The organism is Rhodoferax sp. GW822-FHT04A08 (genome assembly GCF_058801025.1).
Genome location: NZ_JBXAMW010000004.1, coordinates 365,887 through 386,615 on the forward strand (window position 1 = coordinate 365,887; position 20,729 = coordinate 386,615).

The window sequence follows — 20,729 nt, forward strand, 5'->3', positions numbered from 1 at the left end:
TCTATCAGTTGCTGTTGACGGGCGACTGTGGATCCAGCAGCAGGGCCATCAGGTGTTTCATTTGTGTCTCGTCCAAAAGACCGAGGTGACCGAAGCGCGGCATGCCGGAGCATGCGTTGTACGACCGGGAGTTGTAGATCTTGGTCCAGGTGTATTCAACGATGGGGCGGGACATCTCGCTTTGCGGATCCACGACGCCCCGGTCCTTGCCATAGTGGTAGAGGCTGGGGCCAATCGTGCCGTAGGCAATTTCTTCCTTGGTGACTTGGTGGCAGTTCAGGCAATTGCCGCCGTTGTCGCGGGGCTCGGCCGACTTGTCCGTCCATGTCATGCCGCGGCCATTCTGCGCAAGCTTTTCACCCTCGCGCCAGTCGCCCAGAAATTTGCCGTCCTTGGGCATGCGTACGCTCTTGAGAGCCTGCTCCTGGATAGCGTTGGTCATCGCTTCTGGCGGTGTGCCGGACTGGGCTTCAGAGCAGGCCGCGTTGGCCTCATCCTGCTTCAGGCGATCCGTCTTTGCTATGCCTTCATCGCGAAACGAGCTGCCCATCATCTGTTGCAACAAGGCCCGATAGTCGGGGCCGGGTGACATGGAGGCACATCCGGCGGCGATGGCGGCAGCGGCCACGATCACCATGGTTTTCAAAGCGTTCATGGTGTCTCCTTTAGCGTTTGAGCGCGGGTGCAATGGACTCTGCGCCCTTGGCGTTGACACCCATGTAGACACCCAGCGCCACCGTCACGTCCGAGGTGTAACCGGGATAGGGAAAGCGCTGCTGACGGAAGCAGTCATTGAGGCGGCGCTGCATTCCCCAGAGCTCGCCACTGCTCACGCGGTAGGCCGGCCATGCCGCAAACCCCACGCCATCGCCCGGGTTCTTGGTGAGGTCCGGCAGATCCTGCAAGCGGATGCGCTTGCCTTCCTGGCCATGGCACGACGCACAGGAAAAATCGTAAGGGCCGGCCCGGTAATAGAACGCACGTTTGCCCAGCTCGTAGGCAGTCTTTTCTGCTGTGTGGGCTTGCGGCAGATTGAAATGCATGCCCTTGGACTCGGCAGAGATCCAGGCCACCAGGCTTTCGATCTTTGCCTGCTCGCCCTTGCCAAAGGGGGTATTGATGATGACCTTGGAGTCAAAGCCCTGCAGGGTTTCCATGCAGGTCAGCAGTCGCGACTCCAGATCCTGCACCCTGCCAGTGTCTGCAAACCATCGGGGCAATTCAACAAACGCCCCTTTCACTACGCCAGCACCCTTGCCCAGGTTGCATTGCTCCAGGGAGACGTTTTTCGGTCCCCGTTTTTGCTTCCACAACTCTTCGCCCTTGGCCTCAAACAGGTCTGCCGGGTTGCCGTCAGCCAGCATGGCACGGTATTCGGCAATGGCGTCGCTTGCCGACTTCTGCTGCGCCAGACCGGCCGTCGACACGGCAACGGTTGCAACGGCAATGAGTGTCCAGAGTGTTCGCATAGTGGCTCCGGTGTTCAGGAGACGGTGGCTTCGTCCGTACGCTTTTCGCCCTTGTTGTCGATCCATGACATGGTGATCTTGTCCCCAGCCTTAGCGCCCTTGACGCTGAACTGCAGAAACGGATTCTTGGCGACCGAGGGGCCCCATTGGGCGGTCATCACGGTCTTGCCGTTGAGCTGTGCCGTCACTTCCTGGATATACCAGGCGGGTATCGCCTTGCCGGATGCGTCCTTGCGCAAACCGGTCTCCATTTCATGACTCATCAGCACGCGAACAGTTGCTTTGTCTCCAGCGGCCTGGGCGCGAATGCGCATCGGATCTGCCATGGTGTTCTCCTTCAATATGGGTAGGTTGACTGGGCTGGCTAATGGGGCGGCTGCTTAGCCGCCGCATCCGCCCAGGGTGACTTTGATTTCCTTGGAGGCATACAGGGAGCGCCCGTCGGCCATCATCGCCACGGCGAATACATTGGACGACTGCCCCATCTTCACGCGGGTGGAGAAGTTGGCGTCTACTGCATCGGTGACATCAAACATGGCCGACAGCATGGAGGGATTCTTCTCCACCAGCAGCAATATGCGCTTGACGCCTGGCAGCGCAGTCGATGCGCCCACGGGCACCACGGCGCCGTTCTCGGCAATGTCGGGCCCGGTAATCGTCACGTCCTTGCTCTCGGTGGGCGCACTGCCACCCAGGGCTTTCATCAGGTCGGCCATGTTCTTGGCATCAAAGGCCGCGACGTTGAAGCCGGAAGCCTGCGCCTGGGCCAGCTCGGGCAAAAGCCCCAATGTCGCCAACATCGCTGCCACCTGGGTGGACCGCGCAAGCATCTGTCTACGGGTTGTCATATGTATCTCCTATGAATCTAAACAATCTCACTTACCGGCACCGCTGGCAATCCATCGGGCCAAGGTACGCGCTTCCGCATCGCTCAAGGTCTGCGCTGGCATCACGTTGCTGCCCCAAAGGCCCGTGCCACCGGAACGGATCTTTCCTGCAAGGTAGGTTTCAATATCGGCACGCCCAGCGTACTTGCTTGCAACCTCCCTGAAGCCTGGCCCCACGATCTTGCTATCGATTCCGTGGCATGCCGTGCAGGCGTATTTCTTGGTCAGCGTATCCGGGCTGGCCGGGCCCGCCGCCACTGCAGCAGGAGCTGTCTTGACATTGGTAGCCGCTGCCCGGGCTTCGACGACAGAGGTGGATGGTGGGCGTGTGGTGTCCACACCGTGCTGGGCACCCACTGTACGGTTTTGCTCAGCCAGATTGCCATGGGCATTGCGTGCAAAGTCAGGTAGTGAAGACTTCACCGTGACCTCTGTGGCGCAATCCTTCATGCAGGCCACGGCTTTCACGTCGGGCTTGCCACCGTTGCCCATCCCCTTGCCCGGCCACAGGCCGTGGTCTGTGGTGATGCCATTGCGGTTGGGTAGCAGTTTCTGCACATCCGCCATGTTGGTGTTGGAAAGCACCAGGTTGTCCGGCACGATGCCGCCCAGATTCAGCAGATAGGCCACAACAGCGTAGACCTCGTTGGTGGACAGGGACTTGGGCGCGTTCCACGGCATGGCGCGGTTGATGTAGTCCCACAGTGTGGACAAGGTGGACACCTTCATCAAGGTGGTACGGCCCGGATAGGCCGGGTCATTCAGGCGCGCGACGTGACCGGTCTGGATGTCTTGCGCCGTGGTGCCGCCCACCAGCGGCGAGAAGGTCTGGTTGCTCTCGCCAAAAACGCCATGGCAAGCAGCGCATTTGGACTCCCAGATGTCCATGCCTTGGGCAACGGAACCTGAGCCCGCTGGCAGCCCTTTGAAGTCGGGTCGCACATCGATATCCCAGGCGGCCAGTTCCTTGGGTGTTGCACTGCGGCCAATGCCCACATAGGCCGTATCGGACCAGGCGTTGGTGCCAGTCAGCGCGCAAAGGCCCGCCAGCATAGCCACTGCTAAGCGCAACTTAGGCAACTTGAACATTCTTCACCTCACCGCTTTCCTGTACCAACCAGGTCTGAATGGAGTTGTTGTGATAGATCGAGCGGGTTCCGCGCACCGCTCTGAGCTGACGGTTGGTGGGTTGCACATAGCCGGTCTCATCCATCGCCCGGCTCTGGATCAGCGCCGGCTTGCCGTCCCAGACCCAGTCGAGGTTGAAGCGCGTCAGGCACTTGCTCATTACGGGGGATTCCAGGCGCGCGGTGCGCCAATTGCGTCCGCCATCGGTGGAGACGTCGACCTTACGGATCTTGCCGCGACCGGACCATGCCAGTCCGCTGATGTTGTAGAAGCCCTGATCCAGTAGAACCTGCCCACCCGACGGCGTGGTCACCACGCTCTTGCATTCCTGGGTGCTGGTGTATTGGCGATGCTGTCCGCTGGGTAGAAGGTCCACATAGTGAATCACTTCGTCTTTGGCACCATAGGGCTTGTCGCCCACTTCAATGCGCCGCAGGTACTTGACCCAGCTGACGCCCTGCACACCCGGAACCACCAGGCGCAAGGGGTAGCCATTTTCGGGGCGCAGCATCTCGCCGTTTTGCCCGTAGGCCACGATAACCTCGCCACTCTCTATCAGTTCCATGGGCACGGTGCGCGTCATGGACGAGCCATCCGCGCCTTCCGCCAGCACATAGCGCCCACGCTTGTAGTCCACCCCTGCGCGGTCCAGCAGCAGCTTCAGCGGAACGCCGGTGAATTCGCTGCAGCTGAGCATGCCGTGGGTGTATTGGCAAGTTGGAACCGCCACGTTGCCCCACTCCATGCCGGTATTGGCACCGCACTCAATGAAGTGAAAGCGGCTGACGGCGGGCATGCGCATCAACTCGTCCATGGTGAACACCATGGGGTTTTGCACGATCTTTTCGTCCGAGCCGTTGACCATCAGGCGATGCTTGCTGGGATCGATATCCCACCATCCCTGGTGATGGCGCTCAAAGTGCAGGCCGCTGGGAGTGACTATGCCAAACAGCGATTGCAAAGGCGCGAAAGAGACGGAGGCTTGTGCGGTCTGTGTCAAGCCGGGGCTGGGCCGCCGCTGCACATTGCTCTCATATTTGGAGGGTTTGCCGTATCCATCGGTTGCTACCGGCTGACCCAGTCCGCGCGAATGCTCCGGCAGATTCAGAATATTCGGATCGCCACCGGAATCGGGCACCGGGTTGGACTGTGCCATGACCGGTGCCGCCGCCGCAGCGCCCGCAGCGGCAAACGCGCGGCGCAGAAAATCGCGCCTACCGCTCTTGGCCTCTTCCTGAACCTGCCGGATGTCCTGTGCAGCCAGAAAGTTTTCAGGTGCCTTGATCAGGCGCCCGGTTTGTGTGGGTTCTGAATTTGACTTATTCATGAGCGCTAATATAAGCATTCAATGATGTCTGTGCATGAGGACAAACCCTGCCCATGACGCCGCTGCGATACTGTGCAAACAGTGCTATACGTATGCCGTAGAAATACCCGACCACCTTGCCCATGACCTTTCCACTCAGCCCCGAAATCGCCAGTCAGACCGTTGTATGGGGCGGCTTGCTGATCGGCGTGACCCTGGGCGCCGTGGCCCAGGGCACGCGCTTTTGCACCATGGGCGCACTGGCAGACTGGTTTGCCTATCGCGGCACAGCGCGCTTGATGATGTGGGTGCTGGCGGTGGCGGTGGGTGCAGCGGGCACCCTGGGTTTGATCGAATGGAATTGGCTGGATGCGAGCAAGACCAACGCCTGGAGCAGCCGCTTCCTCTGGCTCTCCTATGTTGTAGGTGGCACCTTGTTCGGCTTCGGCATGGTGTTGGGCTCAGGCTGCCCGCAGCGCAATCTGGTCAAGGCCGGCAGCGGCAGCCTGAAGGCATTGGTAACGTTGCTGATAGCCGGACTGGTGGCGCAAATGACGCTGCGCGGCGCCTTCGCCGGATTGCGCGTGGACCTGCTGGATGCACACAGTCTGGATCTGGGTTATCCGCAGGACCTGGGTTCCATATTGGCTGCCTTCACCGGTATTGCAGCGCAGGGTCTACGGCGCATGGTTCTGGGCGTGACCTTGCTTGTCGCTGCGTACTTGCTGTGGCGCAACCGCAGCAGCATGGAAACAGCGCAATGGTTTGGAGGCGTGGCCGTCGGACTGATTGTGCTGGCGGCATGGTTCCTCACCGGCTACGTGGGCTACATACCCGAGCACCCCGAAACGCTGGAGCCCACCTGGTCCGGCACCTATTCCCACCGCCCGGAGGCGCTTACATTTGCCGCTCCCGTTGCCCATCTGCTGGACCTGCTCACACTCTGGTCGGACCGCAACAACACGGTAAGCTATGGCGTCATGGTGTGCGTTGGCACTTTGCTGGGGAGCGCCCTCCTGGCCCTGGTCCGTAAGGAATTCCGCTGGGAATCCTTCCAGAACCCGCGTGACATGGGCAACCACATGATCGGTGGCGCCTTGATGGGCTTTGGGGGCGTGACCGCCATGGGCTGCTCCATTGGCCAAGGCGTCACAGGCCTTTCCATGCAATCAGCCGGCGCCTGTATGGCCGTGTGCGGCATCATCCTGGGAACCTGGCTGGCGTTGCGGTTTCAAAGCTGGCAATTGGAGTCTGCGGTTTGATGGCGAGCCAGTAGGCCATGGTGTCTTTGCCAACCGAAGACACCTTGAAGTCACCAGTGTTCTTCAGCGTGGCCGTATAGGCCGGGTACTCGTTGCTGGAATCTTTATACCGCCTCCACAGCGTTGCACTCAGGCCCAGCACCGAGAAGTTGGTCTTGTCATTGACCAGTGCCATATTGAGTTCAACGACAGACGACGCACCTATCAACTCGCGCGCCTTGGTGAAGGTCTCAGTGTCCCGGTACTTCATGCCCATGACCGCCGTCTTGTAGATCCCGTAGTAATAGGCCTTCTTGAACAGGCCACCGTTTTGTGACTCCGACGTAACGGTGGTCTGGGCGTCCCATTTGGCGTTGACATAAAAGGGCGCGGCCACCACAACTTGTGGACCTTCCACATCGAGCCCCGCGGCCTTGAACTTCTCCAGAAGCAATTCCACCGCCTCTCGTGCAACCTTCTCGGCGTCGCCCTCACCCGAAAAAAGTATCAGGCGCTCTGGACTCACTCCTACGCGCATGTTGGCACCGGCAAGAACCATCTTCTTCCCGGTGCTGGTGTCCAGGTGTTTGAGCTCGACTTGGCCGTTCCATTCGGGCGTCTGGGCGCTGGCAGGCACCCACCATGCGAGTGTTGCAAAGGCCAACAGCCCAAGCGCCGCCGAGCGGACTAAGTTGCGTGCACAAGCCATGAAGAGCATTCCCGTAAACGGCGACGACCCAATTGCGTCGGTGCATTGTCAGTCCCGGGTGGTGCGCCCATCTCCACACATTGCCCCTCCAATTCCCGTCTGGTTTGCAAGGTTTATATTACGCAACTAATAATGTTTCATGAAATCAAATACCCAACTATCCGATGTGCTGCATGTGCTTCTGCACATGGCCGAGGGCGATGGTCCCTCCACCTCCGAAGCACTTGCCGCTGCCATGCAGACCAACCCCGTGGTGCTGCGCCGTCTCATGGGTGGCTTGCGTGATGCCGGGTTTGTGATGTCGGCCAAGGGGCACGGCGGCGGATGGGTGCTGTCGTGCGATCTGGATCGCATCACCCTGGGTGACGTGTACCAAGCGCTGGGCGCACCACCGCTGGTGTCGCTGGGCTTCCGGGAAGACCGGCCCACCTGCCTGGTGGCGCAGGCCGTGAATGAGGCGCTTGCAGGCGCCGCGCAAGAGGCCGAGGCACTGCTGCTCAAGCGCTTTGGTGCAGTCTCGCTGGCCAAGCTATCAGCCGATTTTCATCGCCGCATGGCGCAGCACAAGGCGCATGGCAATGGGGTTCACCAACATATGCAGGAGCACACCCGTGAAGGATATTGACTTCGCCGTCATCGGCGGCAGCTATGCGGGGCTGGCCGCCGCCCTGCAACTGGCACGCGCCCGCCGCAACGTGCTGGTGGTGGACGCAGGCCAGCGTCGCAACCGGTTTGTGGACGCGGCGGGTGAAACGTCGCACGGCTTCCTGACGCAGGACGGCCGCGCCCCGGCCGAGATCGCAGCCGATGCCCGCGAGCAACTCATGAACTACCCGAGCGTGGAATGGATGCACGGAACGGCGGATGACGCACGGGTCGCCAGCGGCGCAAGACTGGAGTTCCGCGTAGGCCGCGACCTCATCAGCGCAGGCCGGCTCATTCTCGCCACCGGAGTGCGGGACGAACTGCCGCCTGTTCCTGGCCTGGCCGAACGCTGGGGCCGCAGCATCTTCCACTGCCCATATTGCCACGGCTACGAGATGAACGCGGGCCGCATCGGCATCATTGCCGCATCGCCCTTGGCGCTGCACCATGCCCTCATGCTGCCGGATTGGGGCAGCCCCACGCTTTTCCTGAACGGCGCCTACACGCCAACGGAGGAAGACTTGGCCGCCATCGCACGCCGCGGCACGCAGATAGAGGCAGCGCCGATCGACCGCATAGACGGCGTGGCCGACGTGGTACTGCAAGACGGCCGCACCCTGCGCATGAACGGCCTGTTCACCCAGCCGCGCACACTGCTCAGCAGTCCCATCGCCGAACAACTGGGATGCGCGCTGGAAGACGGCCCCATGGGGCAGTTCATCAAGGTGGATGAGCTCAAAGCAACCAGCGTACCCAACGTGTTCGCGTGCGGAGATGCAGCACGTGCAGCGGGCAATGTGACGCTGGCGGTGGCGGACGGAGCCATGGCCGCATTTGCGGCGCATCGGGCTTCGATGTTTTGAGCACGATGGTGGAGCCCGCAGGCATGAGCGGCAACGCCTTTTGAACCGTGAACAGCACGCCTTTGACGTGGGTATCAAAAGTCTTGTCGAAGTGCTCCTCGGTAATGGCGCCCAGGGGCGCGAGCAAGCCGCCGCCTGCATTGGCAAACAGATCCGGGCGGCCCTTGTCCGCCAGGCTGGATACATCTGCACGGATGCCCGTGGCCTGGACCGCAGCGTCCAATGCGGATTGGCGTCGCCCTATTCCGAAAATCTCTCGCGCCTGCTGGCGCAGATGGACGACCTGGAATCCAGTCTGGTGGAGGCGCAGGCCAGTCCATCAGTCATCCGCGAAAGGGGTAAACCCTGATGCACAACCAGCTTGTCAGGCATAAAGTCTTGTATACAAGCAGCCGTACAACGAAGCGCTGCACGGTGGTACGTTCAACTCCTAGGAGACATCAATGGAACTCAAGAATCCATCGCCAAATCTGTACAACGAAGATTTGGCACCTGCGAAAGACCGTCATTGGGGTGCCTTCAGCATCTTCAATGTGTGGACTTCCGATGTGCACAGCCTGTGGGGCTACTACCTTGCCGCCAGTCTGTTCCTGCTCTGCGGCAGCTTCCTCAACTTTGTTGTGGCCATCGGCCTCGGTTCCTTGATCATCTTTGCATTGATGAACATGGTGGGATATGCGGGTGAAAAAACGGGCGTTCCTTACCCGGTGTTGGCGCGTGCCTCCTTTGGCGTGTGGGGCGCCAACCTGCCAGCGCTGGTTCGCGCCGTTGTGGCGTGCTTCTGGTATGGGGCGCAGACCGCTGCCGCGTCGGGCGCCATCGTCGCATTGCTGACGCGCTCTGACGCAATACTGCAGTTTCACCAAGGCACGCATTTTCTGGGGCATTCCGGCCTGGAGGTGATTTGCTATGTGGTGGTCTGGGCACTGCAGCTTCTGATCATCCAGAACGGCATGGAAACCGTGCGCAAGTTCCAGGATTGGGCAGGTCCCGCGGTATGGGTCGCCATGCTGGTGCTGGCCATCGGCCTGTGCGTCAAAGCGGGCGGCTTCTCCTTTGACCACGGCATTCCGCAAGCTCTGCTGATCGAAAAGACCAAGGATGCAGGTGTCAGCGGCGAACCGGGTTCGTTCTGGGCCTTGATGGCTGTTGGCGCAACCTGGGTGACCTACTTCGCCGCGTTGTACCTCAACTTCTGCGACTTCTCCCGTTATGCGAAGAACAAGGATGCAGTGCGTACCGGAAATCTCTGGGGCTTGCCGGTCAATCTCATCCTCTTCTCACTGGTTGCAGGCGTCACCACGATTGCTGCCTTCAAGGTGTATGGCGAAGTCCTGCTCCACCCGGAACAGATCTCCGCGAAGTTCGATAGCTGGTTCCTGGCCCTGTTGGCGGCGTTGACGTTTGCCATTGCAACGCTTGGTATCAATGTGGTTGCCAATTTCGTCTCACCTGCCTTTGACTTTGCCAACGTATTTCCCAAGACCATCGACTTCAAGAGAGGCGGCTACATTGCAGCGGGCATTGCATTGGTGTTGTATCCGTTTGCTCCATGGGAAGGCAATGCAGCAAGCTTTGTGGGCGCCATTGGCTCCACCATGGGGCCCTTGCTGGGCATCATCCTGGTGGACTACTACCTGATCGCCAAAGGCGAAATCGATGTTCAGCAGCTCTACCAGGAAGAGGGTGCCTACACCTACGAAGGCGGGTGGAACATCAATGCCCTGATCGCTACTGGAATGGGTGCCGTGTTCTCCAGCATCCTTCCAAACTTCACCAGCCTGATGCCCTCCTGGTGGGGCATCTACGGTTGGTTCATCGGCGTGTTGATTGGTGGTGCGGTGTATTTTGTGATGTCGCAGATTCGCCCCCGCAAACCAGCCAAACGGTCCTGATGCGCATGCTGTAAGGCTGCCGTAGTACCAGATTGGGCATACTTGGGTTTGAACGAATCCTATGCCCAAGTCTTCCAAAGCCAACATTGCCGAACGCGTCGTCAGCGCTATCCTGAATCAGGACCTCAAACCCGGTGAACGCCTCGGCGAGCAGGAGCTTGGGGACTTGTTCGGTGTTAGCCGCACTCTGGTCCGACAGGCATTGATAGAGCTGCAGTCGCGCGGTTTTGTTGAAGTGCGGCCACGCATGGGCTGGTTCGTGGTGGAGCCTTCATTTGAGGAGGCCCGCGAGACCTACGCTGCCCGCAGGGTGATCGAACCCGGCATGTTGCAGGATGCAGGCAAGCCGCTGCAGTCGGTCATCAAGAGTTTGCGCCAGCATGTCGCAGACGAGAAAAAAGCCATCAAGAGCAAGAACGCCGCTGACCGCTCGGTATTTCTGGCCGACTTTCATGTCTGCCTGGCAGAGCGCCTGGGCAACCGCTTCCTGACGGCCATGATGATTGACTTGTCCGCGCGCACCACGCTGGTGTCAGCGCTTTATCAATCTGCAACAGAAGCGCAGGACTCCAACGAAGATCACGCCGCCATTGTGGATGCCATTGCTGCTGGAGACATGCAGTTGGCCGCCAACCTGATGCGCAACCACATCAATCAGTTGGAGACCCGGCTGGACGAGCGGCTAGCGCAGTCCGGCACATCACGCGAACGCATGCTGGCGAAGTTGATCGAGCCGGGCTCCAAGCCTAGAAAAGTCAAATTGTGAGACTGGTGCACAGGCAACAGGGCAACTCCAACACCCCGTGCCGTGCAAATCATTCGATGACTTCCGGCCACGCCGTGTGAAACCATTGCCCGGCAGGCTTGTCTACGCGCTCGTAGGTGTGCGCGCCAAAGAAGTCGCGTTGCGCTTGCAGCAGGTTGGCGCTGAGGCGCGCGGTGCGCAGGCTGTCGTAATAGGCCAGTGACGCGCTGAACGCCGGCACCGGAATGCCATGGCTCACGGCCAGCGCCACCACAGCGCGCCAGGCTTGCTGGTTGTGGTTGAGCAGGTTCTTGAAGAAGGGTGCCAGCATCAGATGCGGCAGCTTGGGGTCGGCCCGGTAGGCTTCGGTGATGTGGTTGAGAAAGCGCGCGCGGATGATGCAGCCGCCGCGCCAGATGGAAGCAATGCCACCCAGGTCCAGTGCCCAGTTCTTGCGCTCGCTCATGGTGCGCATCAGGTCCAGGCCTTGCGCATAGCTCACGATTTTGGATGCGTACAAGGCATCGTGCACCTGCGCAATCAGCTGCTGCCGGTCCACCTTCAACACGGCCTCGGGGCCGTTGAGCTGGCTGCTGGCTTGCACGCGCATGGCCTTCATCGACGACAACACCCGCGCTTCGACCGCCGCATTGATGGTGCTCACCACCACCGCGCTGTCGGCCGCGTTCATCAGCGTCCATTGCCCCGTACCCTTTTGCCCGGCCTTGTCCAGAATGACGTCCACCATCGGCTGGCCGGTTTCGGGATCGCGCTCGCGCAGCGCCTTGCCGGTGATCTGGATCAGGTAACTCTGCAGATCGCCCTCGTTCCAGGCGTCGAACACATCCGCCATCTCGTCAGCGCTCATGCCCGCTGCGCGGAACAGGCTGTAGGCCTCGCAGATGAGCTGCATGTCGCCGTACTCAATGCCGTTGTGCACCATCTTCACGTAATGGCCCGCGCCGCCCGGGCCGATGTGCATCACGCAGGGCTCACCCTGCACCTTGGCCGCAATGCTTTCGAAAATCGGGCGCATCGCCTCCCAGGTGGAAGCTGGGCCGCCCGGCATGATGGACGGCCCTTTGCGCGCGCCCTCCTCACCACCCGACACGCCAGCGCCAATGAAACGCAAACCCTTTGCAGTGAGCAAGGCATCGCGCCGCTCGGTATCAGTGAACAGGCTGTTGCCGCCATCGATCACGATGTCATCGGCCTCCAGGAGTGGCAGCAACTGCTCGATCACCGCATCCACCGCCGCACCCGCCTTCACCATCAGCATCACCCTGCGCGGTTTGGAGAGGCTCTGCACGAACTCGGCCAAGGCATGCGCGGCCACCAGCTTCTTGCCAGGATGCGCCGCCACGAACGCGTCGGTCACGTCACCCGTGCGGTTGTACACGCTCACCTGAAAGCCACGGCTCTCCACGTTGAGCACCAGGTTCTGGCCCATCACGGCCAGGCCAATCAGGCCGAAATCACTGAGTTTGTTCATAGCAGTTGCGCGCGTTTGTGCGGGTTTGGAGGTCTAAGGGGCTTATTGTGAGGCGTGTGGGTCGGCTCAAGAGGGGGTAGGGGTTTTGACGTGCGGGGTGTGAATGACGCAAATGCAGCGGCTGCGGCCGGAGGCAATGGAGGATGCTGTACGTAAAAAAGGCGCCCTCGCAAGCGGGGCGCCTTTTGGGTCAGCAAGAAATCAGGTGAATGATCAGCTGCGTGGTGCCTGATAGCTCGTGGGATAGAGCTGGTTCAGCTTGGTACCACTCTTGTCGCCACCAATGTTGAAAACAATGTTGCCCGTACGTTGGGCTTCAGCCAGTTCGGTAAGGACTTGTTCACGGGTCTTGGTGGAAGCCGTGGCCGTGGTCTGGGCCGGGTAGTTCGTGGGGTAGAGCTGGTTCAGCTTGGTACCGCTGTTGTCTCCACCAACGTTGAAAACAATGTTGCCCGTACGTTGGGCTTCAGCCAGTTCGGCACGAACTTGTTCGCGGGTCTTGCCGGGTGTGGAGTCAGCGGGCACATTTACAGCGATGGTCTCGTCGTATCGGGGGGCGCTGTTGCCGGCGAAAGCCTGGCCGGCGGCCAGAGCGGAGAGGGTCAAAACGATTGCACTTGCGTATGCGGATTTCATGAAGTCATTCCTTTCAGGTTGATTACGCAAACCGCCATAAAGCGCGGCTTGCGGTATCGATGGGGCGTAGAGATGTGCGTCTCGTCGATGGAATGAACTTTAAAAATTTTCGACGTAAAGAAAAACAGCCGAACCGGCACAAGGTCATTGCGCATCAAACAACAATAGAGCCCTTGAAAAATCGAACAGGCGCACGGGGCATGCGTTTGTGTAAACGGTGCGTTTCCAAATGTTGCTGTGCATGTCACGGCACCGCGTGGCCACCCCCGACGCAGCCGACTGCCCGCACCTTCCTACAACTTGCGGTGCTTGAGGATCTCGCGGATGCGCGTCATGCTGCGCAAGCTGCTTTGCACATGGGTGCTGGCGGCGGCGCTGGCGGCTTTGGCATCGCGCTCGCTCAGGGCCTTGGCAATAGCCTGATGTTCCTGTAGCCCCATATCGCCGAGGTCAATCCACAACACCTCCAGCGACAGGGCCAGTTGCAGCTGTTCATAGAGCTGGTCGGCAATGCGGATGAGCGCGCTGTTGCGCGTGCTTCTGGCAATGTCCTTGTGGATCTGCAGGCCCAGTTCCAGTTCCCGGGCTGCGTCCACGGGGCCGGTGCTGTTGCTTTGCTGTAGCTCCTCCATTTCGCGCACGATCTGGCGTATTTGTTCCAGGTCGGCTTCGGTGGCACGCTCGCAGGCCAGTTCGGCGGCCTTGGCGTCTATGGTTTCGCGCACCACCAGGAGGTCGCAGATGGAGTCGATGTCCACGTCGGCCACACGGTAGCCGACATTGCGTTGGCCCACCACCAGGCCTTCTTTTTCCAGCTTCATGAGGGCTTCGCGCAGGGGGGTGCGGCTCACCCCCAGCAGTTCAGCCAGGCGACTCTCGGCCACGCGCTCGGTCGGACGCAGTTTCCCCGAAAGAATCAGCTTCTTGAGGTCGTTGTAGGTTTTTTGCCGCACCGACTGCAACTCTGGCGTGTCTTTTGCTGGCTTCATGGCGTCCCCGGCGCTTTGTGCAGGTGGGTTCAAAGGTTTTTTCACAATGCCTTGATTATGCATCCACAATTGGATACGATTTGGGATACGATTTCATATCGACGGGCGAAATCGCCGTTGCACGAAGCCGTACGTGGGTTGCCATTCGGGCGCCCACGACTTGAATCCTTTCACCAACTGGGGAATGCATATGCTGAAGAAATGTTTGGTAGTCCTGGGTATCGGATTGGCGGTTGCGACCGGCGCCATGGCGCAGGACAAGCCCACGGCCATCACGATTGCGACCGAAGGCGCGTACGAACCCTGGAACTTCACCGGTCCCAATGGCGTGCTCGAGGGGCTGGAAGTAGATCTGGCCAAGGACCTGTGTGCACGCATGAAGGTCAAGTGCACCATCGTGGCCCAAGACTGGGATGGGTTGATCCCCTCCCTCACGGCCCGCAAGTTCGACGCCATCATGGCCTCCATGATCGTGACCGAGAAGCGCCTGGGCGTCATCGCCTTCAGTGACCCCTACGCTCCTACGTCGGCGACCTTCATGGTCGAGAAGACCGGCCCGCTGGCCAACCTGCCAGGTACCGGCACCACCGTGGACCTCGGAGGCGACCCGGCCCAGGTGAAGAAGGCGCTGGAGCCCTTGGCTGCCGGCCTCAAGAACAAGGCCATCGGTACCCAGGCTGCCACGGCCAATGCCAACTTCCTGGACAAGTACCTCAAGGGCGTGGTGGAAGTGCATGAGTACAAGACCACCGAGCAACACGATCTGGACCTCAAGGCAGGCCGTATTGACGGTGTGATCGCCCAGAAGACCTCGCTGACCGGGCTACTGAACAAGCCGGACTACAAGCAATACAAGTTGGCCGGTCCGGTTCTGGTAGGCGATGTGTTCGGCAAGGGCATTGCAGTGGGACTGCGCAAGGAAGACACAGCGCTCAAGGCCATGTTCAACGAAGCCATCAAGGGCGCCAAGGCCGACGGCACCATCGACAAGCTGGCCGAGAAGTGGCTCAAGACACGCCTCAACTGAACCTCCTGCATACCTGCAACTGGCTCTGACGGGAGAAGCGCGCCTTGGACCTCTATGAACTGTTTCTGGGCTCGGGAGGGTGGGCGCGACTGCTCTGCCAGGGCGCCCTGCTGACCGTGGCCGTGGCGGCGGTGGGCTTGCTCATAGGCGCGGCGCTGGGCATTGCGCTGGCATTCGCCCGTGTGAGCGGCGGCCTGCCGCTGCGCCTGATGGCCGATGCCTACACCACGGTGTTGCGTGGGGTGCCGGATTTGCTGGTCATCTACCTGCTGTACTTTGGCGGCAGCAGCCTGCTGTCAAGCCTGGGCAATGCAGTGGGTGCTACCGGCTTCATCGGTATGCCCAGCTTTGCCACCGGCGTGGTGGCGCTCGGGCTGGTGTCTGCCGCCTACCAGGCCGAGGTATACCGCGGCGCCTACCAGGCGCTGCCGTGGGGCGAGCTGGAGGCTGCGCGCGCCTGTGGCATGCGGCCGGCGCTGATGTTCCGCCGCGTGATCGCACCGCAAGTGCTGCGCCATGCGCTGCCCGGGCTGGCCAATGTCTGGCAATTGGTGGTCAAGGAGTCGGCGCTGATATCGGTCATCGGACTGGTGGAGTTGATGCGGGCCTCGCAACTGGGGGCCGGCTCCACGCGGATGCCGTTCGTGTTTTACGCGGCAGCGCTGTGCCTGTACCTGGTCATCACTTCCGTCTCCGGCTATCTGTTCCTGTGGGCCGAGTCCGTCTCCTTCAAACCCTACCGGAGAGCCTGATGGACTTTGCGTTTCTCAGCGAGACCTTCACGGCCCTGCTGGCTGGTCTGCCGCTCACGCTCAATCTGGCATTGACCTCGACCGTGATCGGGTTGATCGGAGCCATGGCCCTGGCGTTGTCTCGCCAAAGCGGTGTGGCGCTGCTGGCGTATGCGGCAAAGGCCTATGTGTTCGTGTTTCGCGGCACGCCGCTGCTGATCCAGATTTTCCTCATCTATTACGGGCTGGGCCAGTTCCGCCCGACGCTGCAGGAGTGGGGGCTGTGGGGCGTGCTGCGGTCGTCCTACTGGTGCGCCATCATTGCACTGGCCATGAACACCGCGGCCTATGGCAGCGAAATCATCCGCGGTGGCATTGCGGCCGTGCCCCATGGCGCCATCGAAGCCGCGCAGGCCTGCGGCATGGGGCCGGTCCTGCGGCTGCGCCGCATCGTCTTTCCATTGGCACTGCGCATAGCGCTGCCAGCCTACGGCAACGAGCTGATCCTGATGGTCAAGGCGACATCGTTGGCCTCGGTGATCACGCTGATGGAAATCACCGGTCTGGCCAGCAAACTGATTTCGCAGACCTACCGCTCGGTCGAGGTGTTTGCCTGCGCCGGCCTGATTTACCTGGTACTCAACTTTCTGCTCACGCGCATGGTGCATGCGCTGGAATGGAAGCTTTCCACTGAACGACGTCGCACCGCCTGACATGAGCAAACCCACAACCGACTCACTTCCTCCCGAAAAGATAAGTCTGAGCAACATCCACAAGCGCTATGGCGCAGCCGAGGTGCTCAAAGGCGTATCACTGCAGGCCAACCAGGGCGACGTGGTCGCCATCCTGGGAGCCTCGGGTTCGGGCAAATCCACGCTGCTGCGCTGTGCCAACTTCCTGGAAATGCCCGATGAGGGCGAGGTACGCATCGACGGCGAGCAGGTGCAACTGCAACGCAGCAAGGACGGCCGCCGCACGGTGAGCGATGCCGCCCAGCTGCAGCGCATCCGTACCCGCGCGGCCATGGTGTTCCAAAGCTTCAACCTGTGGTCCCACCGCACCGTGCTGGAAAACCTGATTGAGGCGCCGGTACATGTGCAAAAGCGCCCCCGCGCCGAATGCATTGCAGAAGCCGAAGTCTTGCTGGAAAAGGTTGGCCTGGCCGCCAAACGCCATGCCTATCCAGCCAGGCTTTCGGGCGGGCAACAGCAGCGCGTGGCCATTGCCCGCGCACTGGCCATGCATCCGGAGGTGCTGCTGTTTGACGAACCCACCTCCGCGCTGGACCCCGAGCTGGTGGCCGAGGTGCTGGGTGTCATGCGCGCATTGGCCGAAGAGGGACGCACCATGCTGGTGGTGACCCATGAGATGGGCTTTGCGCGCCATGTTTCCACGCGCACGGTGTTTCTGCACCAGGGGGCGGTGGAAGAACAAGGGCCGTCCGAACAGGTCTTCTCCCAGCCGCGCAGCGAACGCCTGCGCCAATTCATCCAGAGGATAGGCGGCTGACAGAACAGCCGCCCCACACAAACCACAACAACGACAGAGAGACCCTTATGCGCAATTTCGAACTTCCTGGCCGCTCGCTGGCCGCTTCCCGCCATGCCATGGCGGCCACCTCACATCCCGCATCCACCCTGACGGCCGTCGAGATACTCAAAGCCGGTGGCAACGCCATGGACGCCGCCGTTGCCGCGTGCGCAGTCCAGTGCGTGGTAGAGGCCGGCTCCACCGGCGTGGGGGGCGACTGCTTTGCCATGTTCTCCATGGGTGACGCCACCCAGGTGCGGGCCTACAACGGCTCCGGCCGGGCACCCGCAGCTGCCACGCTGGAGGCAGCGCGCGCCGCAGGCCTGCAGGAAATTCCCCAGCATTCGCCCTGGGCCGTCACGGTTCCCGGCGCTGTGGAAGCGTGGTGCCGTCTGGTGGCCGACCATGGCCGCCTGCCCATGCGTGAAGTGCTGGCACCGGCCATCCGCATGGCACGCGAGGGCTACACCATCACGCCGCGCGTGGCCTATGACTTGGACGAGGCTCAGCCGCTGCTGCGCTTGGACCCCAGCACACGCGCCACCTTTCTGGTGGACGGCAAAGCCCCCACGATTGGCGACATGCAATACCAGCCGCTGCTGGCCGACACCATGGAGGCCGTGGGACACGACGGACCGAAGGCCTTCTACCAAGGGGACATTGCACGCGACATGGTGGCCCATCTGCGCCAGCATGGCGGCTGCCACACCGAGCAGGACTTCGCCAGCGTCTCTGGTGAATATGTAGAGCCACTCAGCTATTCCTACCGGGGTCACACGGTATACGAGTGCCCACCCAACGGACAAGGCGTCATCGCGCTGATGATCCTGGGCATACTGCAGCGCTTCCCCATCAGTGGCGACCCGCTGGCCCCGGACAACTTGCACCTGGCCATAGAGGCCACGCGCCTGGCCTATGCCGCGCGGGATGCGTGGCTGGCCGAGCCCACCACGTCACGCGTACCACCGCAGCACATGCTGTCTGACACACTGCTTGACAGTCTGGCTGCAAAGATCGATCTGAAGCACGCCATTACCGATCTGCCGCCTTTCGTGGGGCCGGAGCACCGCGATACCGCCTATATCGCCGTGGTCGACAAAGACCGCAATGTGGTGAGCTTCATCAACTCGCTGTTCGACCACTACGGCACCGGCCTGATGGCACCGCGCAGCGGCGTGCTGTTCCACAACCGCGGCCAGGGCTTCTCGCTGAACGCGGCGCACGACAACGTGCTGGCACCGCGCAAGCGCCCCATGCACACCCTGATTCCCGGCATGGTGGCCAAGGACGGGCGCATCACCATGGCCTTTGGCGTCATGGGCGGCCACTACCAGGCCATGGGCCATGCCAACCTGCTGTCACGCCTGATCGACCACGGCATGGACTTGCAGGCGGCCATGGAGCTGCCGCGCCTGTTCCCCCTGCCCGGCACACTGCGTGTGGAAACCGAAGGGCTGCTGCTCGAAAAAGTTGGCGCTGAATTGAGCCGTCGCGGCTTTGGCATCGAGGCTTCCACCTGGGCCATAGGTGGCTCGCAGGCCGTGCGCATCGACTGGGACAAAGGCACCCTGCAAGGCGGCTCGGACCATCGCAAGGATGGCATGGCGTTGGGCTATTGATTGGAAGAGGTCTTGCGGGTTGCACGGGCTGTGGACTTCAACCCCCGCAATGCCTGTCCACCACCGCCTGGATCATCCCCGCGTAATACGCAAACGGCGGCGTCGGCATGTCCGCACGTTTGCCCGCCTCGTCGTACACCCGCACCTTGATGATGTCCTGCAGATACGGGTTGCGCTCAAACGCAGCCACCTCGTCTGCGCTCATGGGCCCGCCTTGCAGGCTCAGCGTGTGCACGGATGCGGGTGAGAGCTTGCTGAAGTAGTCCGGCCTGGTTGCGCACAGGTAGCGCTTGGCGGCCACGTGGTGGCGCACGCATTCGGTCACGCGGGGCGGCAGGAAGGGCGCCAGCAAATCGCCGCCCGCGCCTTCGTGGTGGCGGTCCTCTGTGTCGTCGGGCGAGTAGGTGCCGAACTCGCTGGTGAAGTGGCCTATGTCGTGCAGCAGTGCGGCCACTATCACTTCGTCGGGCTGCTTGGCCTGCTCTGCAAAGCGGGCGGCTTGCAGCATGTGCTGCGACATGGTCACGGGCTCACCCAAGTATTCCTCGTCGCCGCGGCGCGCAAAGATGTCGGCCACGAAGGCGACAAAGGTGGCAGGCGTCAACGGGGGGGTCATGCTGGCAGTCCTTGTTGTTCCAGTGCGGCCAGCGTGGAGAGCAGGCCGTCCTTGTCGGGGTAGCAACCTTGCAGCCAGCGCTTGCCGCTGCCCGAGTAGCCCTTGCGCGCGTGCAGCACGCGGGTGTTGTCCACGATGAAGCATTCGCCGGGCGCGAGCTTGAAGGTCACCTCCATGGCGGAGTCGTCGATGATCTCGCCCAGGCGCCGGTAGGCCGCGTAGTAGTCGGCCATATGCTCGAAGGGCACGTCGGTGATGGCGGCGGTGGACCGGTTGTTGAAGCGGATGGCCTGCAGTTCGCCATCGGGTGTCAGCTCGATCATGGGGCGGCGCGAGCGCAGGCACACGCCCGTTTCGCCCACGTATTCATAGCGCGCGCAGTACTGCGTCAGCAGCTGGAACCACAGCGGGTTTTCTGCCTTGAGGCGCTGCGCCGCGCGAAAGCCATCGACCACCATGTTCTCGCCGCCTTCGGTCGAGTTCTCCAGGCAGTACAGGATCTGCATCGTGGGCACCGGGTCGCGGTAGGGGTTGTCGGTGTGCGCCTGCAGGCCCAGGCTGGTGTAGGCCAGGTTGTTGGGGTTGACCTCGGTGCGCACCTCGAAGTACACGCCGTAGTTGGTCTCGCGCACATAGCCAAACAAGGCCGCCACCTTCAACAACGCGCCCGGTTCAATGGGCCCGCCAGTCAACTTGCCAAAGCCGTAGCGGCGCACCTGGGCCAGCCAGTCGCGCAAGGCGGCGGGTTGCTGGCTGACCGCGTGCATGTCCCCCACGGGCACGGAGCCCATCAGGCTGCTGTCCCAGGTGGTGATGGTGTCTGCGGTCCACCCCGGCGCTCGGTGCGCGGGCCGGTCGTAGGCATGGGCCTGCAGCCACGCGAGGTCGTAGTCCACCGTTTTGTTTTCTGGGGCGAAGTGCACGGTCAGGCGATTGCCGCTGATGGCCACCGACGCGATGCGCGTATCGGCGGGAATGTCGCGCAAGGCAATCAGGCGCTGGCCGTTGCCGGGTGCGCGCGTCTGCGCATCCCAGGCGTTGTCCCGCAACCAGATGGCATGGAACCGTAGCGCCGCACCGTTGCTGCCCGTGAGCGACAATACGCCGCCGTCTTCCGAAACCTGAGCTGTCTTCGTCATCTTGATCCTCGTCATGGCCGGCATGGCCCGGCGGGGTGCAGTGTCCATGCTCCAATCCATAA

Annotated in this window: 23 protein-coding genes; 11 read left to right on the forward strand and 12 right to left on the reverse strand. The window is 61.5% G+C overall.

Features of this window, described 5'->3' with window-relative positions; all coding sequences use genetic code 11:
• Positions 1-4 precede the first annotated feature (4 nt).
• From soxX to soxC, 6 genes are read right to left on the reverse strand one after another with little or no spacing between them, the layout of a single operon-like run.
• Positions 5-655: a sulfur oxidation c-type cytochrome SoxX gene (gene soxX, locus AC1RMF_RS11420; RefSeq protein WP_493141544.1), complete on the reverse strand. Its 651-nt coding sequence runs from the start codon at positions 653-655 to the stop codon at positions 5-7.
• A gap of 10 nt (positions 656-665) precedes the next feature.
• Positions 666-1,469, reverse strand: a complete 804-nt coding sequence (gene soxA / locus AC1RMF_RS11425) for a sulfur oxidation c-type cytochrome SoxA (protein WP_342620020.1) — start codon at positions 1,467-1,469, stop codon at positions 666-668.
• Between the two features lie 14 nt (positions 1,470-1,483).
• Entirely contained in the window at positions 1,484-1,795 is a 312-nt protein-coding gene (gene soxZ / locus AC1RMF_RS11430) for a thiosulfate oxidation carrier complex protein SoxZ (protein WP_342620021.1), read from the reverse strand.
• A gap of 54 nt (positions 1,796-1,849) precedes the next feature.
• Positions 1,850-2,317 carry a thiosulfate oxidation carrier protein SoxY gene (gene soxY, locus AC1RMF_RS11435; protein WP_493141545.1) on the reverse strand — a complete coding sequence of 156 codons (468 nt, stop codon included), beginning with the start codon at positions 2,315-2,317 and terminating at the stop codon, positions 1,850-1,852.
• A gap of 27 nt (positions 2,318-2,344) precedes the next feature.
• Positions 2,345-3,445, reverse strand: coding sequence for a c-type cytochrome (locus AC1RMF_RS11440; protein WP_446737991.1), 1,101 nt, complete (start codon positions 3,443-3,445; stop codon positions 2,345-2,347).
• The gene (gene soxC, locus AC1RMF_RS11445) at positions 3,429-4,811 is read right to left on the reverse strand and encodes a sulfite dehydrogenase (RefSeq protein ID WP_493141546.1); all 1,383 of its coding nucleotides are present in this window, start codon (positions 4,809-4,811) and stop codon (positions 3,429-3,431) included. Before soxC ends, AC1RMF_RS11440 begins: the two co-directional genes overlap by 17 nt.
• Before the next feature lie 122 nt (positions 4,812-4,933).
• Between soxC and AC1RMF_RS11450 the strand changes: the two genes are divergently transcribed.
• Complete coding sequence (locus AC1RMF_RS11450; protein WP_493141547.1) at positions 4,934-6,052, forward strand: YeeE/YedE family protein; 1,119 nt, start codon at positions 4,934-4,936, stop codon at positions 6,050-6,052.
• Here AC1RMF_RS11450 and AC1RMF_RS11455 read toward each other — a convergent pair.
• Positions 5,991-6,740 (reverse strand): hypothetical protein, encoded by a 750-nt coding sequence (locus AC1RMF_RS11455; protein ID WP_493141548.1) that lies wholly within the window; start codon positions 6,738-6,740, stop codon positions 5,991-5,993. The genes AC1RMF_RS11450 and AC1RMF_RS11455 overlap by 62 nt on opposite strands.
• 139 nt (positions 6,741-6,879) lie before the next feature.
• Between AC1RMF_RS11455 and AC1RMF_RS11460 the strand changes: the two genes are divergently transcribed.
• The 5 genes from AC1RMF_RS11460 (at position 6,880) to AC1RMF_RS11480 (ending at position 10,909) form a co-directional block, all read left to right on the forward strand.
• The gene (locus AC1RMF_RS11460) at positions 6,880-7,365 is read left to right on the forward strand and encodes an Rrf2 family transcriptional regulator (RefSeq protein ID WP_493141549.1); all 486 of its coding nucleotides are present in this window, start codon (positions 6,880-6,882) and stop codon (positions 7,363-7,365) included.
• A complete protein-coding gene (locus AC1RMF_RS11465) occupies positions 7,352-8,248 on the forward strand; it encodes an NAD(P)/FAD-dependent oxidoreductase (protein ID WP_493141550.1) in 897 nt (298 codons plus the stop codon). The genes AC1RMF_RS11460 and AC1RMF_RS11465 overlap by 14 nt, the downstream gene beginning before the upstream one ends.
• Before the next feature lie 40 nt (positions 8,249-8,288).
• Complete coding sequence (locus tag AC1RMF_RS11470) at positions 8,289-8,597, forward strand: hypothetical protein (RefSeq protein WP_446737992.1); 309 nt, start codon at positions 8,289-8,291, stop codon at positions 8,595-8,597.
• A 94-nt stretch (positions 8,598-8,691) separates the two neighbouring features.
• Positions 8,692-10,143 carry an NCS1 family nucleobase:cation symporter-1 gene (locus AC1RMF_RS11475; RefSeq protein ID WP_493141551.1) on the forward strand — a complete coding sequence of 484 codons (1,452 nt, stop codon included), beginning with the start codon at positions 8,692-8,694 and terminating at the stop codon, positions 10,141-10,143.
• Between the two features lie 61 nt (positions 10,144-10,204).
• Positions 10,205-10,909: a GntR family transcriptional regulator gene (locus AC1RMF_RS11480; protein ID WP_493141552.1), complete on the forward strand. Its 705-nt coding sequence runs from the start codon at positions 10,205-10,207 to the stop codon at positions 10,907-10,909.
• Between the two features lie 49 nt (positions 10,910-10,958).
• Here AC1RMF_RS11480 and gnd read toward each other — a convergent pair whose 3' ends face one another.
• The 3 genes from gnd to AC1RMF_RS11495 all read right to left on the reverse strand — a co-directional run bounded on the left by gnd (position 10,959) and on the right by AC1RMF_RS11495 (position 14,005).
• Complete coding sequence (gene gnd, locus AC1RMF_RS11485; RefSeq protein ID WP_493141553.1) at positions 10,959-12,380, reverse strand: decarboxylating NADP(+)-dependent phosphogluconate dehydrogenase; 1,422 nt, start codon at positions 12,378-12,380, stop codon at positions 10,959-10,961.
• A 213-nt stretch (positions 12,381-12,593) separates the two neighbouring features.
• Positions 12,594-13,016, reverse strand: coding sequence for a DUF4148 domain-containing protein (locus AC1RMF_RS11490; protein WP_493141554.1), 423 nt, complete (start codon positions 13,014-13,016; stop codon positions 12,594-12,596).
• 293 nt (positions 13,017-13,309) lie between these two features.
• Positions 13,310-14,005, reverse strand: a complete 696-nt coding sequence (locus tag AC1RMF_RS11495) for a GntR family transcriptional regulator (protein ID WP_493141555.1) — start codon at positions 14,003-14,005, stop codon at positions 13,310-13,312.
• A 190-nt stretch (positions 14,006-14,195) separates the two neighbouring features.
• Between AC1RMF_RS11495 and AC1RMF_RS11500 the strand changes: the two genes are divergently transcribed.
• The 5 genes from AC1RMF_RS11500 to AC1RMF_RS11520 are packed head-to-tail and all read left to right on the forward strand — an operon-like array spanning position 14,196 to position 18,912.
• Positions 14,196-15,032 carry a transporter substrate-binding domain-containing protein gene (locus AC1RMF_RS11500; protein ID WP_342620033.1) on the forward strand — a complete coding sequence of 279 codons (837 nt, stop codon included), beginning with the start codon at positions 14,196-14,198 and terminating at the stop codon, positions 15,030-15,032.
• Positions 15,033-15,076: 44 nt separating this feature from the next.
• Positions 15,077-15,784 carry an ABC transporter permease gene (locus AC1RMF_RS11505; RefSeq protein WP_342620034.1) on the forward strand — a complete coding sequence of 236 codons (708 nt, stop codon included), beginning with the start codon at positions 15,077-15,079 and terminating at the stop codon, positions 15,782-15,784.
• Positions 15,784-16,476: an ABC transporter permease gene (locus tag AC1RMF_RS11510; protein WP_493141556.1), complete on the forward strand. Its 693-nt coding sequence runs from the start codon at positions 15,784-15,786 to the stop codon at positions 16,474-16,476. Before AC1RMF_RS11505 ends, AC1RMF_RS11510 begins: the two co-directional genes overlap by 1 nt.
• A gap of 1 nt (position 16,477) precedes the next feature.
• Positions 16,478-17,272 (forward strand): ABC transporter ATP-binding protein, encoded by a 795-nt coding sequence (locus AC1RMF_RS11515; RefSeq protein WP_493141557.1) that lies wholly within the window; start codon positions 16,478-16,480, stop codon positions 17,270-17,272.
• Between the two features lie 47 nt (positions 17,273-17,319).
• The gene (locus tag AC1RMF_RS11520; protein ID WP_493141558.1) at positions 17,320-18,912 is read left to right on the forward strand and encodes a gamma-glutamyltransferase family protein; all 1,593 of its coding nucleotides are present in this window, start codon (positions 17,320-17,322) and stop codon (positions 18,910-18,912) included.
• Between the two features lie 37 nt (positions 18,913-18,949).
• On the opposite strand, the gene tmpB is transcribed toward AC1RMF_RS11520, so the two are convergent.
• Both tmpB and tmpA read right to left on the reverse strand, forming a co-directional pair.
• Complete coding sequence (gene tmpB, locus AC1RMF_RS11525; protein ID WP_493141559.1) at positions 18,950-19,528, reverse strand: (R)-1-hydroxy-2-trimethylaminoethylphosphonate oxygenase; 579 nt, start codon at positions 19,526-19,528, stop codon at positions 18,950-18,952.
• A complete protein-coding gene (tmpA, locus tag AC1RMF_RS11530; protein WP_493141560.1) occupies positions 19,525-20,715 on the reverse strand; it encodes a 2-trimethylaminoethylphosphonate dioxygenase in 1,191 nt (396 codons plus the stop codon). The genes tmpB and tmpA overlap by 4 nt, the downstream gene beginning before the upstream one ends.
• Between the last annotated feature and the right edge of the window lie 14 nt (positions 20,716-20,729).

Coding starts and splice junctions, on each gene's coding strand:
- soxX (WP_493141544.1), bottom strand. CDS start 655: ATGAACGCTTTGAAAACCATGGTGATCGTGGCCGCTGCCGCCATCGCC.
- soxA (WP_342620020.1), bottom strand. CDS start 1,469: ATGCGAACACTCTGGACACTCATTGCCGTTGCAACCGTTGCCGTGTCG.
- soxZ (WP_342620021.1), bottom strand. CDS start 1,795: ATGGCAGATCCGATGCGCATTCGCGCCCAGGCCGCTGGAGACAAAGCA.
- soxY (WP_493141545.1), bottom strand. CDS start 2,317: ATGACAACCCGTAGACAGATGCTTGCGCGGTCCACCCAGGTGGCAGCG.
- AC1RMF_RS11440 (WP_446737991.1), bottom strand. CDS start 3,445: ATGTTCAAGTTGCCTAAGTTGCGCTTAGCAGTGGCTATGCTGGCGGGC.
- soxC (WP_493141546.1), bottom strand. CDS start 4,811: ATGAATAAGTCAAATTCAGAACCCACACAAACCGGGCGCCTGATCAAG.
- AC1RMF_RS11450 (WP_493141547.1), top strand. CDS start 4,934: ATGACCTTTCCACTCAGCCCCGAAATCGCCAGTCAGACCGTTGTATGG.
- AC1RMF_RS11455 (WP_493141548.1), bottom strand. CDS start 6,740: ATGGCTTGTGCACGCAACTTAGTCCGCTCGGCGGCGCTTGGGCTGTTG.
- AC1RMF_RS11460 (WP_493141549.1), top strand. CDS start 6,880: ATGAAATCAAATACCCAACTATCCGATGTGCTGCATGTGCTTCTGCAC.
- AC1RMF_RS11475 (WP_493141551.1), top strand. CDS start 8,692: ATGGAACTCAAGAATCCATCGCCAAATCTGTACAACGAAGATTTGGCA.
- AC1RMF_RS11480 (WP_493141552.1), top strand. CDS start 10,205: ATGCCCAAGTCTTCCAAAGCCAACATTGCCGAACGCGTCGTCAGCGCT.
- gnd (WP_493141553.1), bottom strand. CDS start 12,380: ATGAACAAACTCAGTGATTTCGGCCTGATTGGCCTGGCCGTGATGGGC.
- AC1RMF_RS11490 (WP_493141554.1), bottom strand. CDS start 13,016: ATGAAATCCGCATACGCAAGTGCAATCGTTTTGACCCTCTCCGCTCTG.
- AC1RMF_RS11495 (WP_493141555.1), bottom strand. CDS start 14,005: ATGAAGCCAGCAAAAGACACGCCAGAGTTGCAGTCGGTGCGGCAAAAA.
- AC1RMF_RS11500 (WP_342620033.1), top strand. CDS start 14,196: ATGCTGAAGAAATGTTTGGTAGTCCTGGGTATCGGATTGGCGGTTGCG.
- AC1RMF_RS11510 (WP_493141556.1), top strand. CDS start 15,784: ATGGACTTTGCGTTTCTCAGCGAGACCTTCACGGCCCTGCTGGCTGGT.
- AC1RMF_RS11515 (WP_493141557.1), top strand. CDS start 16,478: ATGAGCAAACCCACAACCGACTCACTTCCTCCCGAAAAGATAAGTCTG.
- AC1RMF_RS11520 (WP_493141558.1), top strand. CDS start 17,320: ATGCGCAATTTCGAACTTCCTGGCCGCTCGCTGGCCGCTTCCCGCCAT.
- tmpB (WP_493141559.1), bottom strand. CDS start 19,528: ATGACCCCCCCGTTGACGCCTGCCACCTTTGTCGCCTTCGTGGCCGAC.
- tmpA (WP_493141560.1), bottom strand. CDS start 20,715: ATGGACACTGCACCCCGCCGGGCCATGCCGGCCATGACGAGGATCAAG.